The sequence below is a fragment of the Streptomyces olivochromogenes genome, assembly GCF_021538895.1.
Classification (GTDB): Bacteria; Actinomycetota; Actinomycetes; order Streptomycetales; family Streptomycetaceae; genus Streptomyces; species Streptomyces olivochromogenes_A.
On the sequence record NZ_JADDRL010000029.1, the window covers coordinates 39099 to 58931 of the forward strand.

The window sequence follows — 19833 nt, forward strand, 5'->3', positions numbered from 1 at the left end:
GGATTCTCGGGGCTCACGGGGGACTCGGGGATCACGGGTTCACCTCGAAGGCGCGGGCGCGGCGGATCTGGTCCGGGTCGCTCATCGCTGCCTGGATCTCCTCGTCGCGGCCGTTGTTGACGAAGTGGTCGACCTTGACCTCGATGAAGAGGGCGTCGGCGCGGACGGCGACGGGCCCGTCCGGACCGCCGATCCGGCCGGTGGCCGTGGAGTAGATCTTCCGCCCGGCGACCGCGGTCACCTCGGCCTCCAGGTGCAGGGTGGTCCCCACCGGTACGGGCCGCAGGTAGTCGGTCTCCAGCCGCCCGGTGACGGCGACGGTCCGCAGCAGCCAGTTCAGCGAGCCGACGGTCTCGTCGAGCGCGGTGGCCAGCACCCCGCCGTGCGCGAGGCCCGGAGCGCCCTGGTGGGCGGGCTGCACGGTGAACTCGGCCGTGAGGGAGACCCCCTCGCCGGCCCGCGCCTCCAGAAGCAGCCCGTGCGCCTGCTCGCGACCGCACCCGAAACAGTGCGCGTAGTGCGAGCCGAGGAGCTCACCGGGCGCGGGAGCGTCGGGGTGCCGCACCGGTGTCACGGCGTCGGCGGGAGGCTGAAGAGCTGCGGAACTACGACTCACAGGCGCAGACCTTACCCGCGCGTCGGCGGTATCCCGACACCGTGCCAAGCTTGGCCGCATGCAGCTCTCCGCCACCCCGTACGAAGAACGCCTCACCGCCCCTCGCTCCTGGTGGCTGATCAGCTTCCTGATCGGGGTCTCCCTGGCCCTGATCCTGCTGCCGTTCGGCACGCTCCCCATGCTGGGCGGCCTGGTCGGCGGCACGGCGGCCGCGGCGGTGGTCGGCAGCTCGTACGGCTCCCCGCGCATCCGCGTCGTGGGCGACTCCCTGATCGCGGGCGAGGCGAAGATCCCGGTGTCGGCCCTGGGCGAGTGGGAGATCCTGGACGCCGAGGAGGCGCGCGCCTGGCGCACCTACAAGGCCGACACCCGCGCCTTCCTGCTCCTGCGCTCGTACATCCCGACGGCCCTGCGGGTCGAGGTCACCGACCCGGCCGACCCGACGCCGTACCTGTACCTGTCGACGCGGGACCCCCAGGGTCTGGCCGCGGCGATCGACGCGGCACGGGGCACCGCGGCGGAGCGGGACGAGCAGTAGGCACGGTCCGACCGGCAAGGGCGGCTCGACCGGTCGGAGCGGGCCCGGCCGACAGAGGCGTGGCTCGGCGGCGGGGCGTCAGTGGCCGAGGTCCTTGGTGATCTCGCCCAACGTCAGCGGATCCGCCGGCGGCTCCAGCGGGGGCAGCTCGGGCAGCTCGTCCCAGGGCACCTGGATCTTGCGGAGGTCCGCGCGGATGCGGGCCGCGAGCTTCTTGGTGTCGCGGCGGTTCATGACCGCGCCGACCGCGGCGCCGACCATGAACGGCATCAGGTTGGGCAGGTCGCGCACCGTGCGTTTCATGACCTGCTGGCGCAGTTCGTGGTGCATCCGGCCGCCGAAGGCGGTGATCGTCGACGGCTTGCGCACGTCGATCCCGCGCTCCCCCGACCAGGAGGACAGATACGCGGTGCTGCGGTCCTTGAGGGCGCCCGGCGGTCGTACGCCGTAGACCTCGTGGAGTTCGGCGATGAGCTTCAGCTCGATCGCCGCGACGCCGGTGATCTCCGCGGCCAGCTCGGTCGGCATCGCGGGCGGCACGGGCAGCATCGCCGCCGCGCCGATCCCGGCACCGACCGTCGAGGTGGCGTTCGCGGCGCCCGCCACGAGCTTGTCGGCGAGTTCCTCGGGCCCGAGGCCCGGGAACTGCCTGCGCAGCGTGGCGAGGTCACGTACGGCGATACGCGGGGCGATATCGATGATCCGGTCCGCGAGGTGGGCGAGAGCCGCCCGAGCGCGGCTACCGCCCTTGCGCAGGCCGTCCCGGGCCAAGTCCCGGGCCTTGCCCCCGATGACCACGGCCCTGTCCCGCGCCCGCGACTCCGGTCGAGCGGCGGGTGGCCCCTCGCCGCCGGCGACGGGCACGGGCAGCTCCGCCGACGCCGGGAGGTCAGCCCGGTCGGCCGGTTCGAGCGGGGCTCCCCTGCCGGATGAGCCCCGCTCGACCTCGCGCGCGCCGCGCGGGCCGTCGGACGGCCCCTGGTCCGCTCCCCGCAGGGGGAAGCGGCGCTTCCGGGGAGGGGTCGAGCCAGTCACGGCCGACCCGTCCTCAGTCGCAGTCGCGGCAGATCGGCTGACCGTTCTTCTCGCGGGCCAGCTGGCTGCGGTGGTGGACCAGGAAGCAGCTCATGCAGGTGAACTCGTCCTGCTGCTTCGGCAGCACCCGGACGGCCAGCTCCTCGTTCGAGAGGTCCGCACCGGGCAGTTCGAGTCCCTCGGCGGCCTCGAACTCGTCGACGTCCACCGCCGAGGTGGACTTGTCGTTGCGCCGGGCCTTCAGCTCTTCAAGGCTGTCCGAGTCGACGTCGTCATCGGTCTTGCGTGGAGTGTCGTAATCGGTTGCCATGTCGCTCTCCCCCTCTGGGTGTCTGCGGTGTCTCCAGCGCACGTAACGCGTGAGAGGCCGGACTTGTGCCCGACCCGAGGCGGAGATTTTGCCTCACATCAAGGTCTGTTACTCAATCGACACCCAACCGGACTCCTCAAGAGTGATCGGCTTGGATGGCGATGGGGACCGTACACGGTCCGAATGCCGCACCTCAAAGGCGTCTCCACGAGTACTTCCCGTGATCAGGACCCCCGAAAACCCGGATTTTCCCGGCTTTCTACCAGGTCGCATGATCACGGAGAGTAGATGGCCGGAAAACCGCTCATGTGATCGATCACACACGGAGAGGCCCGCCGCGCCTCCTGAAAATTCAGCGCAAAGCGAACATCCCCGCGTGTGTCGCCGAATCGCCTGATTGCGGCTCTCACCCGATTCACACCGGCAGAGTGACCCGCATCACGAGCCCGCCCCCTTCACGCGGCTCCGCCGAGATGTGCCCGCCGTGGGCGCGGGCCACGGACCGCGCGATCGACAGGCCGAGGCCCACACCCTTGTCGCTGCCCGTACGCTCCGTACGGAGCCGGGTGAAGGGCTCGAAGAGGTTGTCGATCTCATACGCGGGAACGATCGGGCCGGTGTTCGACACGGTCAGCACCGCCTGTCCGTGCTGGACCTCGGTGGTGACCCGGACCCAGCCGTCCTCCGCGACGTTGTAGCGCACGGCGTTCTGCACCAGGTTCAGCGCGATGCGCTCCAGCAGGACGCCATTGCCCTGGACGACCGCCGGCCCCCGCTCGCCCTCGATCCGCACGCCCTTGGCCTCCGCCTCGGCGTGCACCTGGTCGACCGCCTGCGAGGCGACCTCGGCGAGATCGACGGGCTTGCGCTCGACGATCTCGTTCTCGCTGCGGGCGAGCAGCAGCAGGCCCTCCACGAGCTGCTCACTGCGCTCGTTGGTGGCCAGCAGCGTCTTGCCGAGCTGCTGGAGCTCCGGCGGTGCGCCCGGGTCGGACAGATGCACTTCGAGGAGCGTGCGGTTGATCGCGAGCGGGGTGCGCAGCTCGTGCGAGGCGTTCCCGACGAAGCGCTGCTGGGCGGTGAAGGCGCGCTGCAGCCGGTCCAGCATGTCGTCGAGGGTGTCGGCGAGCTCCTTGAGCTCGTCGTCCGGGCCGTCCAGCTCGATCCGGCGGGACAGGTCCGAGCCCGCCACCGCGCGGGCGGTGCGGGTGATCCGGCCGAGCGGGGTCAGCACCCGGCCCGCCATCGCGTAGCCGAACGCGAAGGCGATGACGGCGAGGCCCAGCAGGGCCAGCAGCGAGCGGCTGAGCAGGTTGTCCAGCGCGACCTGGCGCTGGTGCTCGATGCACGCGCTGATCGCCTGGTTGAAGTCGTCCAGCTGCAGGCTGTTCTTGATCGTCGGGCAGTCGGCGCTGCTCACCTGGAGCTTGCTGAAGTCGATGATCTTGAACGGCGGCTGGTTGCCGGTGCTGATCGCCTGCGCGGCCAGCAGGTAGATGATCGACAGCAGCAGGATGCCGGCGATCAGGAACATGCCGCCGTACAGCAGCGTGAGCCGTATCCGGATGGTCGGGCGCAGCCACGGGTACGGGGGCTGCGGCCTCCTGGGGTCCCAGGTGGGTTTCGGTGGCGCCTGGGGCGGCGCGGGAGCGGCGGCCACGGCGGATCAGATCCGGTAGCCGGAGCCGGGCACGGTGACGATGACGGGCGGCTCGCCCAGCTTGCGGCGCAGGGTCATGACCGTCACGCGTACGACGTTGGTGAAAGGGTCGGTGTTCTCGTCCCAGGCCTTCTCCAGCAGCTGCTCGGCCGAGACGACGGCGCCCTCGCTGCGCATCAGCACCTCCAGGACCGCGAACTCCTTGGGCGCGAGCTGGACCTCCTTGCCGTCGCGGAAGACCTCGCGGCGGTTGGGGTCGAGCTTGATGCCGGCACGCTCCAGGACCGGCGGCAGCGGCACGCTGGTGCGCCGGCCGAGGGCGCGCACGCGCGCGATGAGCTCACTGAACGCGAACGGCTTGGGAAGATAGTCGTCGGCGCCGATCTCCAGGCCCTCGACGCGGTCGCTCACGTCGCCGGCGGCGGTGAGCATCAGCACGCGCGTGGGCATGCCGAGCTCGACGATCTTGCGACAGACGTCGTCGCCGTGCACGAGCGGGAGGTCGCGGTCGAGGACGACCACGTCGTAGTCGTTGACGCCGATGCGCTCAAGGGCGGCCGCACCGTCGTACACGACGTCGACGGCCATGGCCTCCCGGCGCAGTCCGGTGGCCACCGCATCGGCGAGCAGTTGCTCGTCCTCGACGACGAGTACGCGCACGTCTTGTCCTTCCTGTGTCCACCCGCGTAGCGCGCCGTGGGCGCGCGCGGGCAGGGGCCATCGTGGGGTGTGACTCCATCCTGCCCTTTTCCGCCATAAGTCGGCTGTAAGACGGGGGCACGGCCGCAGAGACCGGGGCGGTGGCGCGGGAATGCGAGATTTTCTCCTCCGGTTGAGGTTTCCGTGGAAGGGAGCGGGGGGAGGACGGCTTTACACCCCGCGATCACGCTCTGCATGTGCCGCACTCCAAGCGGTACACCGCGATCCGCTTCTGCAGAGTGGGCGTGGGTGTCCGGCACCGTCGCCGCCCGGCTCGGGCAGCGCTGGGCACCCGCAAGAGACGTGATCGCCCCTTCCCAATGGCACACCCCGGTGCCACCGACCCACGACCCAGGACGAGGGGGCGCAGCATGGACGCATTCACCGCAGGACTTCTGCAGCGCATAAGGGCGACCGAGTCCGACCTCACGCGGGCTCGCGACGAGGGCGACGACTTCCTCGTCGAGGTGGAGCAGGCAGAGCTCGACGACCTGCGCCGCCTCGCCGCCGAACACGGTGTGGAGGTCAGCGCCTAGCGTCTGATCGCGCATAAGCAGACAACGAGCCCCCGGCGAATCCAGCGCCGGGGGCTCGGTGTTTTTGCTCGGTCGCCTGCGGGGGCGCCCAAGCCGGTGTCGAGGGGCCGATCGTGCTCAGCCCTTCGGGCCTCCGCGCGTTCGACCCCTCGACACCGGCGCGCCCCCTTCGGCTCCCTCGGGCCGACGCGTGGGGACAGCGGGGGTTGGTGGGCTCGTACCGTTGGGTGATCTTGTGAGGCCTGGCGAGGTCAGCCGGGGACTGCTGATTTTGCTGCCTTAGACACTGTCGTCAGACGCTGTCGTCGAAACGAACGCCCGCCAACGCGCATGGCTGATCACCGGTGCGGGCCCACCAAGGCCCACTGCTCCCACGCGTCGGCCGCGAGAGAGCCGTAGGGGGCGCGCCGGTGTCGGGACGGTGAACGCGCGGAGGCCCGAAGGGCCGAGCACGATCGCCGTCCCGACACCGGCTCAGGCGCCCCCGTAGGCGAACGAGCAATCTAGTCGTGCCAGGCGCCCAAGTCCTCCAGGAGGCGCTGGAGGGGCTCGAAGACTCCCGGGGTGCCCGCGACCGTCAGGGCGGGTGAGGGGCGGTCTCCGGGGCGTCCTCCGGTCAGGGCGCCCGCCTCCCGGGCGATCAGGTCGCCCGCGCCGTAGTCCCAGGCGTTCAGGCCGCGCTCGTAGTAGCCGTCGAGCCGGCCCGCGGCCACGTCGCACAGGTCGACCGCGGCGGAGCCCCCGCGCCGGATGTCGCGCAGCAGCGGGATCATCCGCGCGGCCACCGCGGCCTGGTGGGCGCGGACCTCGGAGACGTAGTTGAAGCCGGTGGAGACCAGCGCCTGGTCCAGGGGCGGCGCGGGCCGGCAGGACAGGCGGCGCTCGCCGTCCCAGGCGCCGGTGGCCCACGCCCCGCCGCCGCGCACCGCGCGGTACGTCTCGCCGCGCATCGGGGCGGCGACGACCCCGACGACGGTCTCCCCGTCCTGCTCGGCGGCGATGGACACCGCCCAGGTGGGCAGCCCGTACAGGTAGTTGACCGTGCCGTCGAGCGGGTCGATCACCCAGCGGATGCCGCTCGTGCCCTCGATGGAGGCGCCCTCCTCGCCGAGGAAGCCGTCGCCCGGGCGCCGGTCCGCGATCAGGTCGGTGATCAGCTTCTCGGCCGCGATGTCCATCTCGGTGACGACGTCGATCGGGCTGGACTTGGTGGCGGCGACCGCCAGGTCGGCCGGGCGGCCGTCGCGCAGCAGCTCGCCCGCGCGGCGGGCGGCGTCCTGGGCCAGGGCGAGCAGTTCCGTGTGCAGGGGGTCGGTCACGGGGGTCCTCACGCGTAGGGGCTGTCGGCGCCCGCGGCGGCCGGGCGGGGGGCGCGGGCCGGGCAGCAGCCGACCGGGCACACGTCGTGGCTCGCGCCGAGTGTGCCCAGCGCGCACGGCGTGATGTCCCGTCCGCTCTCCACGGCGGCGCGCTCCAGGACGAGTTCGCGGACCGCGGCGGCGAACCTGGGGTCGTCGCCGACGGTGGCGGAGCGCCGCACCGGCAGGCCCAGCTCCTCGGCCTTGGCCTTCGCCTCGGTGTCGAGGTCGTAGAGGACCTCCATGTGGTCGGAGACGAAGCCGATGGGGGCCATGACGACGGCCGGGACCCCGGCGCCGTGCAGCTTCTCCAGGTGGTCGCAGATGTCGGGCTCCAGCCACGGGATGTGCGGGGCGCCGGAGCGGGACTGGTAGACGAGCCGCCAGGGGTGGTCGACGCCGGTGCGCTCGCGGACGGCGTCGGCGATCAGCTCGGCCACGTCCAGGTGCTGCTCGACGTACGCGCCGCCCTCCCCGTGGGCCTCGACCGGGCCGGAGGTGTCCGCGGCGGAGTCCGGGACGGAGTGGGTCGTGAAGGCGATGTGGGCGCCGCCCCGGACCTCCTCGGGCAGATCGGCGAGGGAGGCGACCACCCCGTCGATCATGGGCTCCACGAAGCCGGGGTGGTTGAAGTAGTGCCGCAGCTTGTCGATCCTGGGCGATTCCAGGCCCTCGGCGTGCAGGGCGGCCAGCGAGTCGGCGAGGTTCTCGCGGTACTGGCGGCAACCCGAGTAGGAGGCGTACGCGCTGGTGGCCAGGACCAGGATGCGGCGGCGGCCGTCGGCGACCATCTCGCGCAGGGTGTCCGTCAGGTACGGGGCCCAGTTGCGGTTGCCCCAGTAGACCGGCAGGTCCAGGCCGTGCTCGGCGAAGTCCTTGCGGAGGGCGTCCAGCAGGGCGCGGTTCTGGTCGTTGATCGGGCTGACCCCGCCGAACAGGAAGTAGTGCTGCCCGACTTCCTTGAGGCGTTCCTTGGGGATGCCGCGCCCGCGCGTCACGTTCTCCAGGAACGGAACCACGTCGTCCGGGCCTTCCGGGCCGCCGAAGGAGAGCAGGAGCAGGGCGTCGTAGGGGGTGGCATCGAGCGCGTCTGGCATGGGTCCGATCCTGCCACCCGCCACTGACGGCCGGGAAACAGCGGGGTGACGAGTCCGGTTCCGGCCGGAATTCCCAGGTGCGTTAGGGTTGCCTAACCCGTAAGCTGTAACGACTCTCTTCACACCTTACGGAGCCCTGCGTGCCCAGCCCCTATCGCGCCCTGTTCGACGCCCCCGGCACCAAGGGCTTCTCCGCCGCGGGCTTCCTCGGCCGGATGCCGCTGTCGATGATGGGCATCGGCGTGGTCACGATGATCTCCCAGCTCACCGGGCGGTACGGGCTCGCGGGCGCGCTGTCGGCCACCATCGCGCTGGCCGCCGCCGCGATCGGGCCGCAGATCTCCCGGCTGGTGGACCAGCACGGGCAGAGCCGCGTGCTGCGTCCCGCCACGCTGGTGGCGCTCGCGGCGGCGGCCGGACTGCTGCTCGCCGCGCACTTCGGGTGGCCGGACTGGACCCTGTTCGTCTGCGCGGCCGGGATCGGCTCCGTGCCGAGCCTCGGCGCGATGATCCGGGCCCGCTGGGCGGCCATCTACCGGGGCACCCCGAAGCTGCACACCGCCTACTCGTTCGAATCGGTGGTCGACGAGGTCTGCTTCATCTTCGGACCGATCATCTCCATCGGACTGTCCACGGCCTGGTTCCCGGAGGCGGGGCCGCTGCTCGCGGCCTGCTTCCTGGCCGCCGGCGTCTTCTGGCTGACCGCCCAGCGGGCCACCGAGCCTGCGCCGCACCCGCGCGAGCACCACGGCAGCGGCAGCGCGCTGCGCTCCGGTGGCCTCCAGGTGCTGGTGGGCACCTTCGTGGCGACCGGGGCGATCTTCGGGGCCGTCGACGTGGTCACCGTCGCGTTCGCCGACGAGCGGGGCCACAAGGGCGCCGCGAGCGTCGTCCTGGCGCTGTACGCGGCGGGCTCCTGCCTCGCCGGCCTGGTGTTCGGACTGCTGCGCTTCGCGGGGGCACCGGAACGCCGGTGGTTGCTGGGCATATGCGCGATGGCCGTGAGTATGATCCCCCTCCTACTGGTCGGAAACTTGCCGCTTCTGGCCGTGGCGCTGTTCGTTGCGGGCCTGACCATCGCACCGACGATGATCACGACGATGTCCCTCATCGAAGAGCACGTACCTCGCGCACAGCTCACCGAGGGCATGTCCTGGGTGAGCACCGGCCTCGCGGTCGGCGTCGCGCTCGGCTCCTCCGTGGCCGGCTGGGTGATCGACGCAGCCGGCGCGCGGGCCGGGTACGGGGTTCCGGTGGTGTCCGGAGCCGTCGCGGTCGCGGTCGGTTTCCTCGGGTACCGCCGGCTCAACAGGCCGGCCGCGGGTCGGGGAGGCACCGTTGAGCACCACAGCGAGCGGGAAGAGCGGCACGTGGCGTAACTGGGGAGGCAACGTCGCCGCACGCCCCGTCCGGGAGGTCGCGCCGGCCTCCGTGGAGGAGCTGTCCGCGGCCGTGCGCAAGGCCGCCGAGGACGGGCTGACGGTGAAGGCCGTCGGCAGCGGGCACTCCTTCACCTCCATCGCCGCCACCGGCGGCGTCCTGATCCGCCCTCAGCTGCTGACGGGCATCCGCTCCATCGACCGCGACGCCATGACCGTCACGGTCGAGGCCGGCACCCCGCTCAAGCGGCTCAACTTGGCCCTGGCCCGCGAGGGCCTCTCGCTCACCAATATGGGCGACATCATGGAGCAGACGGTCTCCGGGGCCACCAGCACCGGCACGCACGGCACCGGCCGCGAATCCGCCTCCATAGCCGCCCAGATCAAGGGCCTCGAACTCGTGACGGGCGACGGCTCGCTGCTGACCTGCTCCGAGAAGGAGAACCCGGAGGTCTTCGCGGCCGCCCGCATCGGGCTGGGCGCCCTGGGCGTCATCACCGCGATCACCTTCGCGGTGGAGCCGGTATTCCTGCTCACCGCCCGCGAGGAGCCGATGCCGTTCGACCGGGTGCTGGCCGAGTTCGACCAACTGTGGGCCGAGAACGAGCACTTCGAGTTCTACTGGTTCCCGCACACCGGGAACACCAACACCAAGCGCAACAACCGCAGCGCCGGACCGGAGCAGCCGGTGGGGCGGCTGGCCGGCTGGTTCGAGGACGAGTTCCTCTCCAACGGCGTCTTCCAGGCGGCCAACTGGGTCGGCCGCACGGCGCCCGCCGCCATCCCCACGATCGCCAAGGTCTCCAGCCGGGCACTGTCCGCGCGGACGTACACGGACATCCCCTACAAGGTCTTCACATCGCCGCGCCGGGTGCGCTTCGTGGAGATGGAGTACGCCGTCCCGCGCGAGGCGCTGGCGGACACGCTGCGCGAAATCAGGGCCATGGTGGACCGTTCGCGGTTCAGGATCAGCTTCCCGGTCGAGGTCCGCACCGCCCCGGCCGACGACATCACCCTCTCCACCGCCTCCGCCCGGGACAGCGCCTACATCGCCGTCCACATGTTCAAGGGGACGCCCTATCAGGCGTACTTCACCGCCGCCGAACGCATCTTCACGGCGCACGAGGGACGGCCGCACTGGGGCAAGGTGCACACCCGCGACGCGGCGTACTTCGCCGAGGTCTACCCGCGCTTCGGGGAGTTCACCGCCCTGCGGGACCGGCTCGACCCCGACCGGCTCTTCCAGAACGACTACCTGCGCAGAGTGCTGGGCGAATAGCGCGCGGACGCACGCCGAGAACCCCCGGTTCCATATCCGGTGATTTCGTGAACTACACCACGCCCATGATCGCGAAAACCGCTTACGGACGGCCAAGTCGCGTTCCTTGCCAGAAGTTGGGCGGCGCGCCAATCCACGCACGTGGTCCAAATGGAGTACTGTTGCGAGCCCTGGGTCAGGCCTCCCGCCAGGGTGTCCGTGGCCTCGCAGGACCGCCGGGAGGGGGCTAGTTGCACAGGGTGACGGAGTTGGTCACTTAGCGTTGCGAATAGGTAACCGTGCCATAACGGCGGCCCAGGGCCCATGCCCGACACGCCGGGCAACTCGGCAAGGTTGTGGCAGGCTGCACCCGGGCAGGCCACACTCGACTAGCGGAAGCAGCGACGCACGTGACGTCGGCAGGCACCACCCGGGAGGTCCCCATGCCCGAACTGCGTGTCGTGGCCGTCTCGAATGACGGCACACGGCTGGTGCTGAAGGCTGCCGACGCAACGGAGTACACGCTTCCGATCGACGAACGGCTGCGTGCCGCCGTCCGGGGCGACCGCCCCCGCCTCGGCCAGATCGAGATCGAGGTGGAGAGCCATCTCCGCCCCCGTGACATCCAGGCGCGGATACGTGCGGGCGCGACCGCGGAAGAGGTCGCACAGCTCGCCGGCATCCCCGTCGACCGCGTACGCCGGTTCGAGGGCCCGGTCCTCGCCGAGCGTGCCTTCATGGCCGAGCGGGCCCGCAAGACCCCGGTCCGCAGACCCGGCGAGAACTCCGGTCCGCTGCTCGGCGAGGCCGTCCAGGAGCGACTGCTGCTGCGCGGCGCGGAGAAGGACACCGTGCAGTGGGACTCCTGGCGCCGCGACGACGGCACCTGGGAGGTCCTGCTGGTCTACCGGGTCGCGGGCGAACCGCACTCGGCGAGCTGGACGTACGACCCGCCACGGCGGCTCGTCCAGGCCGTCGACGACGAGGCGCGCTCGCTGATCGGCGAGTCCGACGACCTCGCCGCGCCGGAGCCGAGCTTCCCGTTCGTGCCGCGCATCGCCCGGCTGCCCCGCGACCGCCCGCTGGACCGTTCCCCCGACCGCGAGCGGCCCGCCCTGCCGGCGCAGGCGAGCGAGCCCGCCGAGGAGAGCACCGGCGAACGCGACTCGCTGACCAGCCTGTTGGAGGCGGTACCGAGCTTCCGCGGCGACATGGTGGTGCCCGAGCGTCCCGCGGAGACGCCGGAGGAGCCCCCGGCCGAACCCGTGGCGGAGGAGCCTCCCGCCCCGGCGGCCTCGGCCGGTTCCGCCTACGCGGACGTCCTCATGCCCCGCTCCGTGGGCAGCCACCGCGACCGGCTGGTCGGCGCCACCGACCGGCAGGCCGAGGCGGACGGCGTCCGTCCGGGCCGCCGGGCGGCCGTCCCGAGCTGGGACGAGATCGTCTTCGGCACGCGACGCAAGAAGCAGGAATAATCAGCCGTACGGCCGTGTCGAGGAGGGGGTCCGCCCGCGGGCGGACCCCCTCCTCGCGGCTGCTACTGCGGGTCCGGGCCCACGGCCACCGGCCGGGACGGATCCGCGGACCACTCCGACCACGAACCGGCGTACAGCGCCGCCTCGATGCCCGCCACCGCGAGCGCCAGGACCTCGTGGGCTCCCGACACGCCCGAGCCGCAGTACACGCCGACCTCCGCGTCCTGTGCGACGCCGAGCGACTTGAACCGCGTCCTCAGCTCCTGAGCCGGCAGGAACCGCCCGTCCGGCCCCACGTTCTCCGTCGTCGGCGCGGACAGGGCGCCCGGGATGTGCCCGCCCACCGGGTCGATCGGTTCCACGTCACCCCGGTAGCGCTCCCCCGCCCGCGCGTCGAGCAGCACGCCGGAGCGGGCCAGCGCGGCGGCCCCGTCGGCGTCGAGGAGCCCCAGGGCGCCCGGCACCGGCACGAAGTCGCCCTCGGCCGGGGCGGGCACCTCCGTCGACAGGGGTCCGTCCCAGGACGGCAACCCGCCGTCCAGGACCCGCACGTCCGGGTGACCCGTCCAGCGCAACAGCCACCAGGCGCGGGCCGCCGCCCAGCCCTGGCCGCCGTCGTACACGACCACGGGGCGATCTGCGGACACGCCCGCGCGGCGCATCGCGGCGCCGAACTCCGCCGTGTCCGGCAATGGGTGGCGACCGCGCGCGCCGGGGGGCGAGGCCAGTTCTCGGTCCAGGTCGACGAAGACGGCGCCCGGGATGTGCCCGGCCTCGTACTCGGCTCGCCCGTCGAAGGCCGGGGCGCCGGCCGCCTTCGCCAGACTCAACTGCCAGCGGACGTCGAGCAGCACCGGCGGGTCGCCCCCGGTCGAGTCGTGCGCGAGTTGGGCTGCGGTGATGATGGCTTTCATGGCCTCCACTCATACGCCAGGGGTGGCCGCATCGTCCAGGTCCGACTAATCTGCTCCGCCGGACAGCCCCGATCACCAGGCGTACGGGATCGGGCACATGCTGTGCAGCTGATGGACACCCGGCGGCAAACACCCGGAAACAGGTGCGAAACGGCGGACCGGGCATCCTCGCGGCGGTGCCGCGAGGCAGCGGCGCGGTCGCGAGGAAGCAGTGCCACCGAGGTGCGAGCATCGGCACGGGGCGTACCCGCTGCCGCGGCGCACCGGGTCCGGAGAGCGGAAGCGACACGGCCACCGCGAGGGGCCGGGGAGAGAGTGACGATGACCGAGGCACGGGGGTCGGCCGGCCCGAACAGCGGCACGCACGTTCGGCGCGCGCCCGGCACGCCCTGCTGGGTGAGTCTGATGGTGCACGCGCTGGGTGCGACCGAGGAGTTCTACGGAGCGCTGTTCGGCTGGGAGTTCCAGCCCGGGCCCCGACAACTCGGCCCGTACGTGCGGGCGCTGCTCGACGGGCAGGAGGTGGCGGGCATCGGTCAGCTGCCGCCGGACCGCCATCTGCCGATCGCCTGGACGCCCTACCTCGCCTCGGACGACGTGGACCGCACGGCCGACCGGATCCGGGGCTGCGGGGGCACGGTGGGCGTGGGCCCGCTGGACGCGGCCGAGGCCGGGCGGATGGCGATCGCCTCGGACCCCTCGGGGGCGGTGTTCGGCATCTGGCAGCCCGCACCGCACCTGGGTACGGTCGTCACCGGCCTGCCCGGCACGGCCGCCTGGAACGAGCTGCGCACCTTCGAGACGGCGAGCGTGGCCAAGTTCTACGAGTCGGTCTTCGGCTACGAGGAGGAGCCGGTGGTCTCCGCCGATTTCGACTACGTGACCCTGCACGTCGAGGGCCGCCCCGTCGCCGGTATCCACGGCGTCGGCCACTCGCTGCCCCGTGACCGGGGACCGCACTGGCTGACGTACTTCGAGGTCGCCGACACCGACGAGGCGCTGCTGCACGTGGCCGAGCTGGGCGGCCATGTGCTCAAGCCGGCCCACGACAGCGCGCACGGCAGGGCGGCGACGGTGGCGGATCCGGAGGGCGCGGTCTTCTCGGTGATCCAGAGCCCGCACTGATCCCCAGGGCCCCGAGGCCGGTCGTCAGGCCGTCGACACCGGCAGGACGTCGGGCGACAGGGCCGCGGCGCGGGCCGACGCGGCCGTCATACGGCGCCGGTGGTGGCGCCGGCACAGCACCTCGTAGCCGATCTCGTCGGCGGACTGGTTGACGTCGCCGACGACCACCTGGGCGCCCTCGACGACCATGTGGCCGCCGACCGTGCGCGCGTTGTGGGTCGCGCGGGCGCCGCACCAGCACAGGGCCTCGACCTGGAGCACCTCGACCCGGTCGGCGAGCTCCACCAGCCGCTGGGAGCCGGGGAACAGCTTGGAGCGGAAGTCGGTCGTGATGCCGAAGGCGTAGACGTCGATGTCCAGGTCGTCGACCACGCGCGCGAGCTGGTCGATCTGCTCCGGGGCGAGGAACTGCGCCTCGTCGGCGATCACGTAGTCTGCGCGGCCGCCCCGGGAGAGATGTTCGACGAGGTACGCGTACAGGTCCCGGCCGTCCTCGACCTCCACCGCGTCGGTGACCAGGCCGAGGCGGGAGGACAGCTTGCCCTCGCCCGCCCGGTCGTCGCGGGTGAAGATCATGCCGGCCAGACCGCGCGCGGACCGGTTGTGCTCGATCTGCAGAGCCAGCGTCGACTTCCCGCAGTCCATCGTTCCGGAGAAGAACACCAGCTCAGGCATGGGAGGTTGAGCACCTTTCGGCGATACGGGGACGGGCGGCGGGGAGGGGTGCGGTACTTCAGGAGCGTACTTCGAGCAGCGGCACCAGCTGCTCGGCAGGGGTCAGCGAGCCGTGGTTGCCGACCATCGCCGACTCCTTGGGCTCCCGCTCCGAGGCGATGATCAGGACGTCGTCGTGCGCGGCCGCCACCACGTCGCCGATCCGGGCGTACACCCGCTCGTCGATGTGCGGGCCGAACCAGCTCGCCTCGATCGCCTCGTCCCGCGAGGCCACCCAGAACTGCTCGCCGAGCACCTCGCGCCAGCAGGTCAGGACGTCATTCTCGGCGCCCGGCACCGCGTAGACATGGCGGGCGCGGCCCTCGCCGCCCAGTAGGGCGACCCCGGCGCGCAGCTCCCAGTCCTCGTCGAAGTCGATGCGGTGCTGCTCGTCGAAGGGCACGTCGACCATGCCGTGGTCGGCGGTGACGTAGAGCGCGGTGCGCGGCGGGAGCTGCTCGGCCAGCCGCTGGACGAGCCGGTCGACGCACATGAGCTGGCCGCGCCAGGTGTCGGAGGCGACGCCGTAGCGGTGCCCGGCGCTGTCCAGCTCGGCATAGTACGTGTACACCAAGGAGCGATCCCCGGCGGCCAGTTGCTCGGCCGCGAAGTCCATGCGCTCCTCGCCGGTCAGCCGTCCGTGGAACGTGCCGCCGCTGAGCGCGACCTTGGTCAGCGGGGTGTTCGCGAAGGTCGGCGAGGACACCTGGGCGGCGTGCACGCCCGCCTTGGCGGCCAGCTGGAAGACGGTGGGGTAGGGCTGCCAGGGGCCCGGCTCGGTGTACGGGTGCCAGCGGAGCTGGTTCATCAGCTGGCCGGTCTCGGGGTTGCGGACCGTGTAGCCGGGCAGGCCGTGCGCGCCGGGCGGCAGGCCGGTGCCGACCGAGGCGAGGGAGGTCGCGGTGGTCGCCGGGTAGCCGGCCGTGATCGGGCGTCCGGTGCCGCCACGCGAGCCGGCGAGGAGCGAGGCCATGAACGGGGCCTCGTCCGGGTGCGCCTTCAGCTGCTCCCAGCCGAGGCCGTCGATCAGGAAGACGCAGTTGCGGTCGGCCGCGGTCAGTTCCGTGATCGCGGAGGTCATGCCCGGTACGCCCATGCCGGCGGCCAGGGTGGGCAGCAGGTCGGCGAGCGAGCCGCTGCCGTACTCGGGGAGCGGCGCGCTGCCGAGGGCGAGGGGTTCGGGGTGGTCCCAGTGGGCGGGATCAGGGGGTGTGAGCGCGGAGCGCTCTCGACCATGGGCGGTGGAGGGAGACGGGTGGGACATCAGCGCGTGACGTCCGCGGTCGCTTCGGAGACGGCCTGCGCGAAGGCGAGCGTCTGGCGCACCGTCTCCGGGCCGTCCCCGGCCTCGCTGACGCGCAGGCTGAGGTCGTCCGCCGTGGAACTGCCCGTGTAGCCGTGGTCGGCCTCGCAGTTGGGGTCGCCGCAGGCGGCGGGCTCCAGGTCGAGGCGGGAGACCGCGCCCCAGCCGATGGTGAGCACGACCTCGCGCGGCAGCGTGCCCGGCGTGTACTGCTCCGGGTTGGCGACCACACGGCTGACCACGACGGAGGAGATCCGGCCGAGCTTCACGGACTCCGTGGACGTGGTGGCGTACGGCGTCGGGGAGGTGGTGTCGGCGGCCTGCTCGTCGGTGTGGCTGACGATGAAGCGGTTGCCGGTGAGGACGAGCACGGTCACATGCCGCCGCACCTCGTTCTGGTCGAACGTGGTCTCCTGGTGGACCAGGTACGACCGGATGGGCTCGCCGCCCACAGCGGCCTCCACCGCCTCGGCCACGAGGGCCGGGTAGTAGCCGCTGCGCTCGATCGCCGCGCGCAGCCCCTGGGTCGTCGTACTGGTCTTGGCCATGACGTCCATCCTAATCCGTGGGCAAGGGGGGTCCGGGCCAGTCGCGGGCGGCCGGGGCGGTGTGGGCACCCGCGCGCGGGTGCCGCGGGACGAGCCCGGGCAGGATGTCCAGCCGCCGCGCGGCGATCGGACAGGAGACGGGTTCGCTGCCGCCCGCGTCCCCTTCGAACGCGGCCACGAGGGGCGGTGTTTCCCCCGGGCGGAGCTGCCCCGCGTCCCGGATGAGCGCGTCCCGGTCCCACCGGCTGCCGTCGGGCGGCTCCCGTCCGGCGATCTCCATGCGCTCCCCCTCCCCTGCTCGCTCAGTAGGCCGGCAACGTGCGTGGCCCGAGGTCGTCACGGGCGGGCGGCGGCGCGAGCCGCAGGGTGGCGCCGAGGACGCTCACGCCGTGCGGGGCGACGACGACCGGCTCCAGGGTCACGGCGACCACCTCGGGATGGTCGTCGACCAGCCGGGACACGCGCAGCAGCAGTTCCTCCAGCGCCGGTGTGTCGACCGGCTTGGACCCGCGCCAGCCGAACAGCAGGGGCGCCGTCCTGATCGACCGCACGAGCGAGGTCGCCTCCCGGTCGGTGACCGGGACCAGCCGGTGCGCCGTGTCGTCGAGCAGCTGGGAGGCGGCTCCGGCGAGCCCGAAGGACAGCACGGCCCCGGCCGCCGGGTCGATCACGGCCCGTACGACCGTGTCGACGCCCCGGGGGGCCATCGCCTGCACCACCGGCCTCAGCTGTTCCGGCTGCCCGAACAGCTCCGTCAACTCGGCGTACGCCCTGAGCAGTTGGTCCTCGTCCGCCAGGTCCAGCCGGACGCCCCCCAGGTCGGCGCGGTGGCGCAGGTGCGGGGCCGTGGCCTTGAGGGCTACCGGGTAGCCGAGGGCGCGGCGCACGTCGATCCCGTACATCCCGAGCAGCTCGCAGGTCTCCTCCGTGCCGAGGGTGAGCCCCTTCCCGCGCGCGAGGAGTCCGCGGATCAGCTCGGCGGCGCCCTTCTCGGCGATGTCCTCGTACTCCGGCACCCTGCCGGGCTCGGCGGCCTCGCGCCGCCACTGCGCGTACTTCACGGCCTCGGCGAGGGCCCGCACGGCCCGCTCGGCGGCGGGGTAGGCGGGGATGAGGCGGGAGCAGTTCTGCGGGACGACGGAGGCGGCGGCGCCCGCTCCCGCGGGCGGGCGTTCCGCGGGGCGCGAGGGCGGGGTCTCGCCGACCGGGCCGGCTGTCCTGGCGCCTCCCTGGGGTGCGGTGCTGGTCGCGGCCGACAGCGCCTCCGCCAGTCCCCCGAGCTCCACGTGCACGACGAGCACGGGCTTGCCGGGCGTCGCGGCCGCTGCGGAGTGCAGCGCCGCCGCCAGCTCCGCGTCATCGGGCGAGCCCTCCCCGATCGCCGGTATGGCAGTGACGACGACGGCGTCGCACGTCTCGTCGGCCAGCGCCCGGGACAGCGCCGCGTGGAAGTCGTCCGCCGTGGCCGCCGTCGTCAGGTCCAGCGGCCTCGACGGCCGCAGCCCCTCGGACAGACAGGCGTCGTAGGTCAGCACTCCGAGCGACTCGGAGTTCCCGAGGATTGCCACCCGCGGCCCGGCGGGCAGCGGCTGCCGGGCGAGCAGCAGGCCCGCGTCCACCAGCTCGGTGATCGTGTCGACCCGGATCACCCCGGCCTGCCTTAGCAGCGCGGAGACGGTGGCGTGCGGCAGGCGGGTGGCCCGCACCGCGTGCCCCGGCGGAGCGGCGCCCGCGCCCTGCACCACGACCAGCGGCTTGGCCGCGCCCGTGCGCCGCGCGAGGCGGGTGAACTTGCGCGGGTTGCCGATGGACTCCAGGTACATGAGGACGACGTCGGTGTCGGGGTCGTCGTACCAGTACTGGATGACGTCGTTGCCGGAGACGTCCGCGCGGTTGCCGGACGACACGAAGGTGGAGACGCCGGTGACGCCGGTGACCCCGCCGCCGCGCCGGTGCAGCCGGGACAGCAGGGCGATGCCGATGGCGCCGGACTGAGCGAAGATCCCGATCCGGCCGGGGCGTGGCATCTCGGGCGCCAGCGAGGCGTTGAGCCGTACCTCCTCGGAGGTGTTGATGATCCCGAAGGCGTTCGGCCCGATGATCCGCATGCCGTACGCGCGCGCCTGCCGGACCAGCTCCCGCTGGCGCTCCCGCCCTTCGGGCCCGCTCTCCGCGTATCCGGCGGCGAGCACGACGAGCCCCTGTACTCCGTGTTCGCCGCACTCGGCGACCACCTGGGGCACGTGCTCGGCCGGCACGGCGACCACCACGAGGTCCACGGGGCCGTCGATCTCCCGCACCGAGCGGTGCGCGGGCACCCCGTCGACCTCCTTCAGCTCCTCGGGAAAGGCCCGGTTCACCGCGTGCAGGCGGCCGGTGAACCCGGCGTCCCGGAGGTTGCCGAGGACGCTGCGGCCCACGCCGCCCGCGGCACGGCCGACGCCGACCACCGCGACGGAGCCGGGCGCGAGGAGCCGCCGCACCGACCTCCCCTCCGCGCGCTGCTCCCGCGCGCGCTGCACGGCGAGCGAGCGGTCGGTGGGTTCGAGGTCGAACTCCAGGCGTACGACGCCGTCCTCGAAGCTGCGCTTCTGGGTGTACCCGGCGTCCGTGAACACCTTGATCATCTTGGTGTTGGCGGGCAGCACCTCGGCGGCGAAGCGGCGGATGCCCCGCTCGCGCGCCACGGCCGCGACGTGTTCGAGGAGGGCGGAGGCGACCCCGCGCCCCTGATGCGCGTCCTGCACGAGGAAGGCGACCTCGGCCTCGTCGGCGGGGGCGGAGGCGGGCATTCCGTCGGTGCCGATGCGGTCGTACCGCACGGTGGCGATGAACTCGCCGCCGATCGTGGCGGCGAGGCCCACCCGGTCCACGAAGTCGTGGTGCGTGAAGCGGCGGACGTCCTTGGCGGACAGGCGGGGGTACGGCGCGAAGAAGCGGTAGTACTTCGACTCGTCCGAGACCTGCTCGTAGAAGCTGACCAGACGGTCGGCGTCATCAACGGTGATGGGCCGGATGCGCGCGGTCCCCCCGTCGCGCAGCACCACGTCCGCTTCCCAGTGAGCGGGGTACTCGTGCCGGTCGTGCCGATCCGCCGAGGTCTGCATGGGCCCCAGAGTACGGCTCGCGTCCGACAACGGCGCGAGGCAGTCTGTGGAGGACGAACGTCGGATCGAGGCCGCGGTCCGGCGCCGTCCCGGAGGTGGCGCAGGCCCCCTCCGAGCATGCTTCACGATGTGGGAAACTGGTCTAGACAACCCTGAGACAC

19 protein-coding genes are annotated in these 19833 nt (G+C 72.4%); 6 read left to right on the forward strand and 13 right to left on the reverse strand.

All coding sequences use genetic code 11. The features are described from left to right. Positions 1-31 precede the first annotated feature (31 nt). Positions 32-616, reverse strand: coding sequence for a PaaI family thioesterase (locus IPZ69_RS16970; RefSeq protein ID WP_235454970.1), 585 nt, complete (start codon positions 614-616; stop codon positions 32-34). A 58-nt stretch (positions 617-674) separates the two neighbouring features. On the opposite strand from IPZ69_RS16970, the gene IPZ69_RS16975 reads away from it, so the two are divergent. Beyond that, positions 675-1154, forward strand: coding sequence for a DUF3093 domain-containing protein (locus IPZ69_RS16975; protein ID WP_235454971.1), 480 nt, complete (start codon positions 675-677; stop codon positions 1152-1154). A 78-nt stretch (positions 1155-1232) separates the two neighbouring features. On the opposite strand, the gene IPZ69_RS16980 is transcribed toward IPZ69_RS16975, so the two are convergent. The 4 genes from IPZ69_RS16980 to IPZ69_RS16995 all read right to left on the reverse strand — a co-directional run bounded on the left by IPZ69_RS16980 (position 1233) and on the right by IPZ69_RS16995 (position 4819). Beyond that, positions 1233-2189: a hypothetical protein gene (locus IPZ69_RS16980; protein ID WP_235454972.1), complete on the reverse strand. Its 957-nt coding sequence runs from the start codon at positions 2187-2189 to the stop codon at positions 1233-1235. Positions 2190-2202: 13 nt separating this feature from the next. Continuing rightward, positions 2203-2499, reverse strand: a complete 297-nt coding sequence (locus tag IPZ69_RS16985) for a DUF4193 domain-containing protein (RefSeq protein WP_005481602.1) — start codon at positions 2497-2499, stop codon at positions 2203-2205. A gap of 415 nt (positions 2500-2914) precedes the next feature. Further along, the gene (locus IPZ69_RS16990; RefSeq protein WP_235454973.1) at positions 2915-4159 is read right to left on the reverse strand and encodes a sensor histidine kinase; all 1245 of its coding nucleotides are present in this window, start codon (positions 4157-4159) and stop codon (positions 2915-2917) included. A 6-nt stretch (positions 4160-4165) separates the two neighbouring features. Further along, positions 4166-4819 carry a response regulator transcription factor gene (locus tag IPZ69_RS16995; RefSeq protein WP_235454974.1) on the reverse strand — a complete coding sequence of 218 codons (654 nt, stop codon included), beginning with the start codon at positions 4817-4819 and terminating at the stop codon, positions 4166-4168. A gap of 410 nt (positions 4820-5229) precedes the next feature. Between IPZ69_RS16995 and IPZ69_RS17000 the strand changes: the two genes are divergently transcribed. Then, complete coding sequence (locus tag IPZ69_RS17000; RefSeq protein WP_235454975.1) at positions 5230-5394, forward strand: hypothetical protein; 165 nt, start codon at positions 5230-5232, stop codon at positions 5392-5394. A 503-nt stretch (positions 5395-5897) separates the two neighbouring features. Here IPZ69_RS17000 and IPZ69_RS17005 read toward each other — a convergent pair. Continuing rightward, positions 5898-6713 (reverse strand): inositol monophosphatase family protein, encoded by an 816-nt coding sequence (locus tag IPZ69_RS17005; RefSeq protein WP_235454976.1) that lies wholly within the window; start codon positions 6711-6713, stop codon positions 5898-5900. Positions 6714-6721: 8 nt separating this feature from the next. Continuing rightward, positions 6722-7849 (reverse strand): ferrochelatase, encoded by a 1128-nt coding sequence (locus IPZ69_RS17010; protein WP_235454977.1) that lies wholly within the window; start codon positions 7847-7849, stop codon positions 6722-6724. Between the two features lie 140 nt (positions 7850-7989). On the opposite strand from IPZ69_RS17010, the gene IPZ69_RS17015 reads away from it, so the two are divergent. From IPZ69_RS17015 to sepH, 3 genes are all read left to right on the forward strand, one after another. Further along, positions 7990-9228 (forward strand): MFS transporter, encoded by a 1239-nt coding sequence (locus tag IPZ69_RS17015; protein WP_235454978.1) that lies wholly within the window; start codon positions 7990-7992, stop codon positions 9226-9228. After that, positions 9188-10507, forward strand: a complete 1320-nt coding sequence (locus IPZ69_RS17020; protein ID WP_235454979.1) for a D-arabinono-1,4-lactone oxidase — start codon at positions 9188-9190, stop codon at positions 10505-10507. Before IPZ69_RS17015 ends, IPZ69_RS17020 begins: the two co-directional genes overlap by 41 nt. 422 nt (positions 10508-10929) lie before the next feature. Continuing rightward, on the forward strand, positions 10930-11961 hold the full coding sequence (sepH, locus tag IPZ69_RS17025; protein WP_235454980.1) for a septation protein SepH: 1032 nt from the start codon (positions 10930-10932) through the stop codon (positions 11959-11961). Between the two features lie 62 nt (positions 11962-12023). On the opposite strand, the gene IPZ69_RS17030 is transcribed toward sepH, so the two are convergent. Next, positions 12024-12875: a sulfurtransferase gene (locus IPZ69_RS17030; protein WP_235454981.1), complete on the reverse strand. Its 852-nt coding sequence runs from the start codon at positions 12873-12875 to the stop codon at positions 12024-12026. A gap of 321 nt (positions 12876-13196) precedes the next feature. Between IPZ69_RS17030 and IPZ69_RS17035 the strand changes: the two genes are divergently transcribed. Next, positions 13197-14000, forward strand: a complete 804-nt coding sequence (locus IPZ69_RS17035) for a VOC family protein (RefSeq protein WP_235454982.1) — start codon at positions 13197-13199, stop codon at positions 13998-14000. A gap of 24 nt (positions 14001-14024) precedes the next feature. Here IPZ69_RS17035 and IPZ69_RS17040 read toward each other — a convergent pair whose 3' ends face one another. From IPZ69_RS17040 to IPZ69_RS17060, 5 genes are read right to left on the reverse strand one after another with little or no spacing between them, the layout of a single operon-like run. Beyond that, a complete protein-coding gene (locus tag IPZ69_RS17040; protein ID WP_235454983.1) occupies positions 14025-14675 on the reverse strand; it encodes a thymidine kinase in 651 nt (216 codons plus the stop codon). A gap of 58 nt (positions 14676-14733) precedes the next feature. Beyond that, positions 14734-15978 (reverse strand): alkaline phosphatase family protein, encoded by a 1245-nt coding sequence (locus IPZ69_RS17045; protein ID WP_235454984.1) that lies wholly within the window; start codon positions 15976-15978, stop codon positions 14734-14736. Next, positions 15978-16565, reverse strand: coding sequence for a DUF5998 family protein (locus tag IPZ69_RS17050; protein WP_235454985.1), 588 nt, complete (start codon positions 16563-16565; stop codon positions 15978-15980). The genes IPZ69_RS17045 and IPZ69_RS17050 overlap by 1 nt, the downstream gene beginning before the upstream one ends. Positions 16566-16575: 10 nt before the next feature. Then, entirely contained in the window at positions 16576-16845 is a 270-nt protein-coding gene (locus IPZ69_RS17055; RefSeq protein ID WP_235454986.1) for a hypothetical protein, read from the reverse strand. A gap of 22 nt (positions 16846-16867) precedes the next feature. Next, positions 16868-19672 carry a bifunctional acetate--CoA ligase family protein/GNAT family N-acetyltransferase gene (locus tag IPZ69_RS17060; RefSeq protein ID WP_235454987.1) on the reverse strand — a complete coding sequence of 935 codons (2805 nt, stop codon included), beginning with the start codon at positions 19670-19672 and terminating at the stop codon, positions 16868-16870. Positions 19673-19833 lie beyond the last annotated feature (161 nt).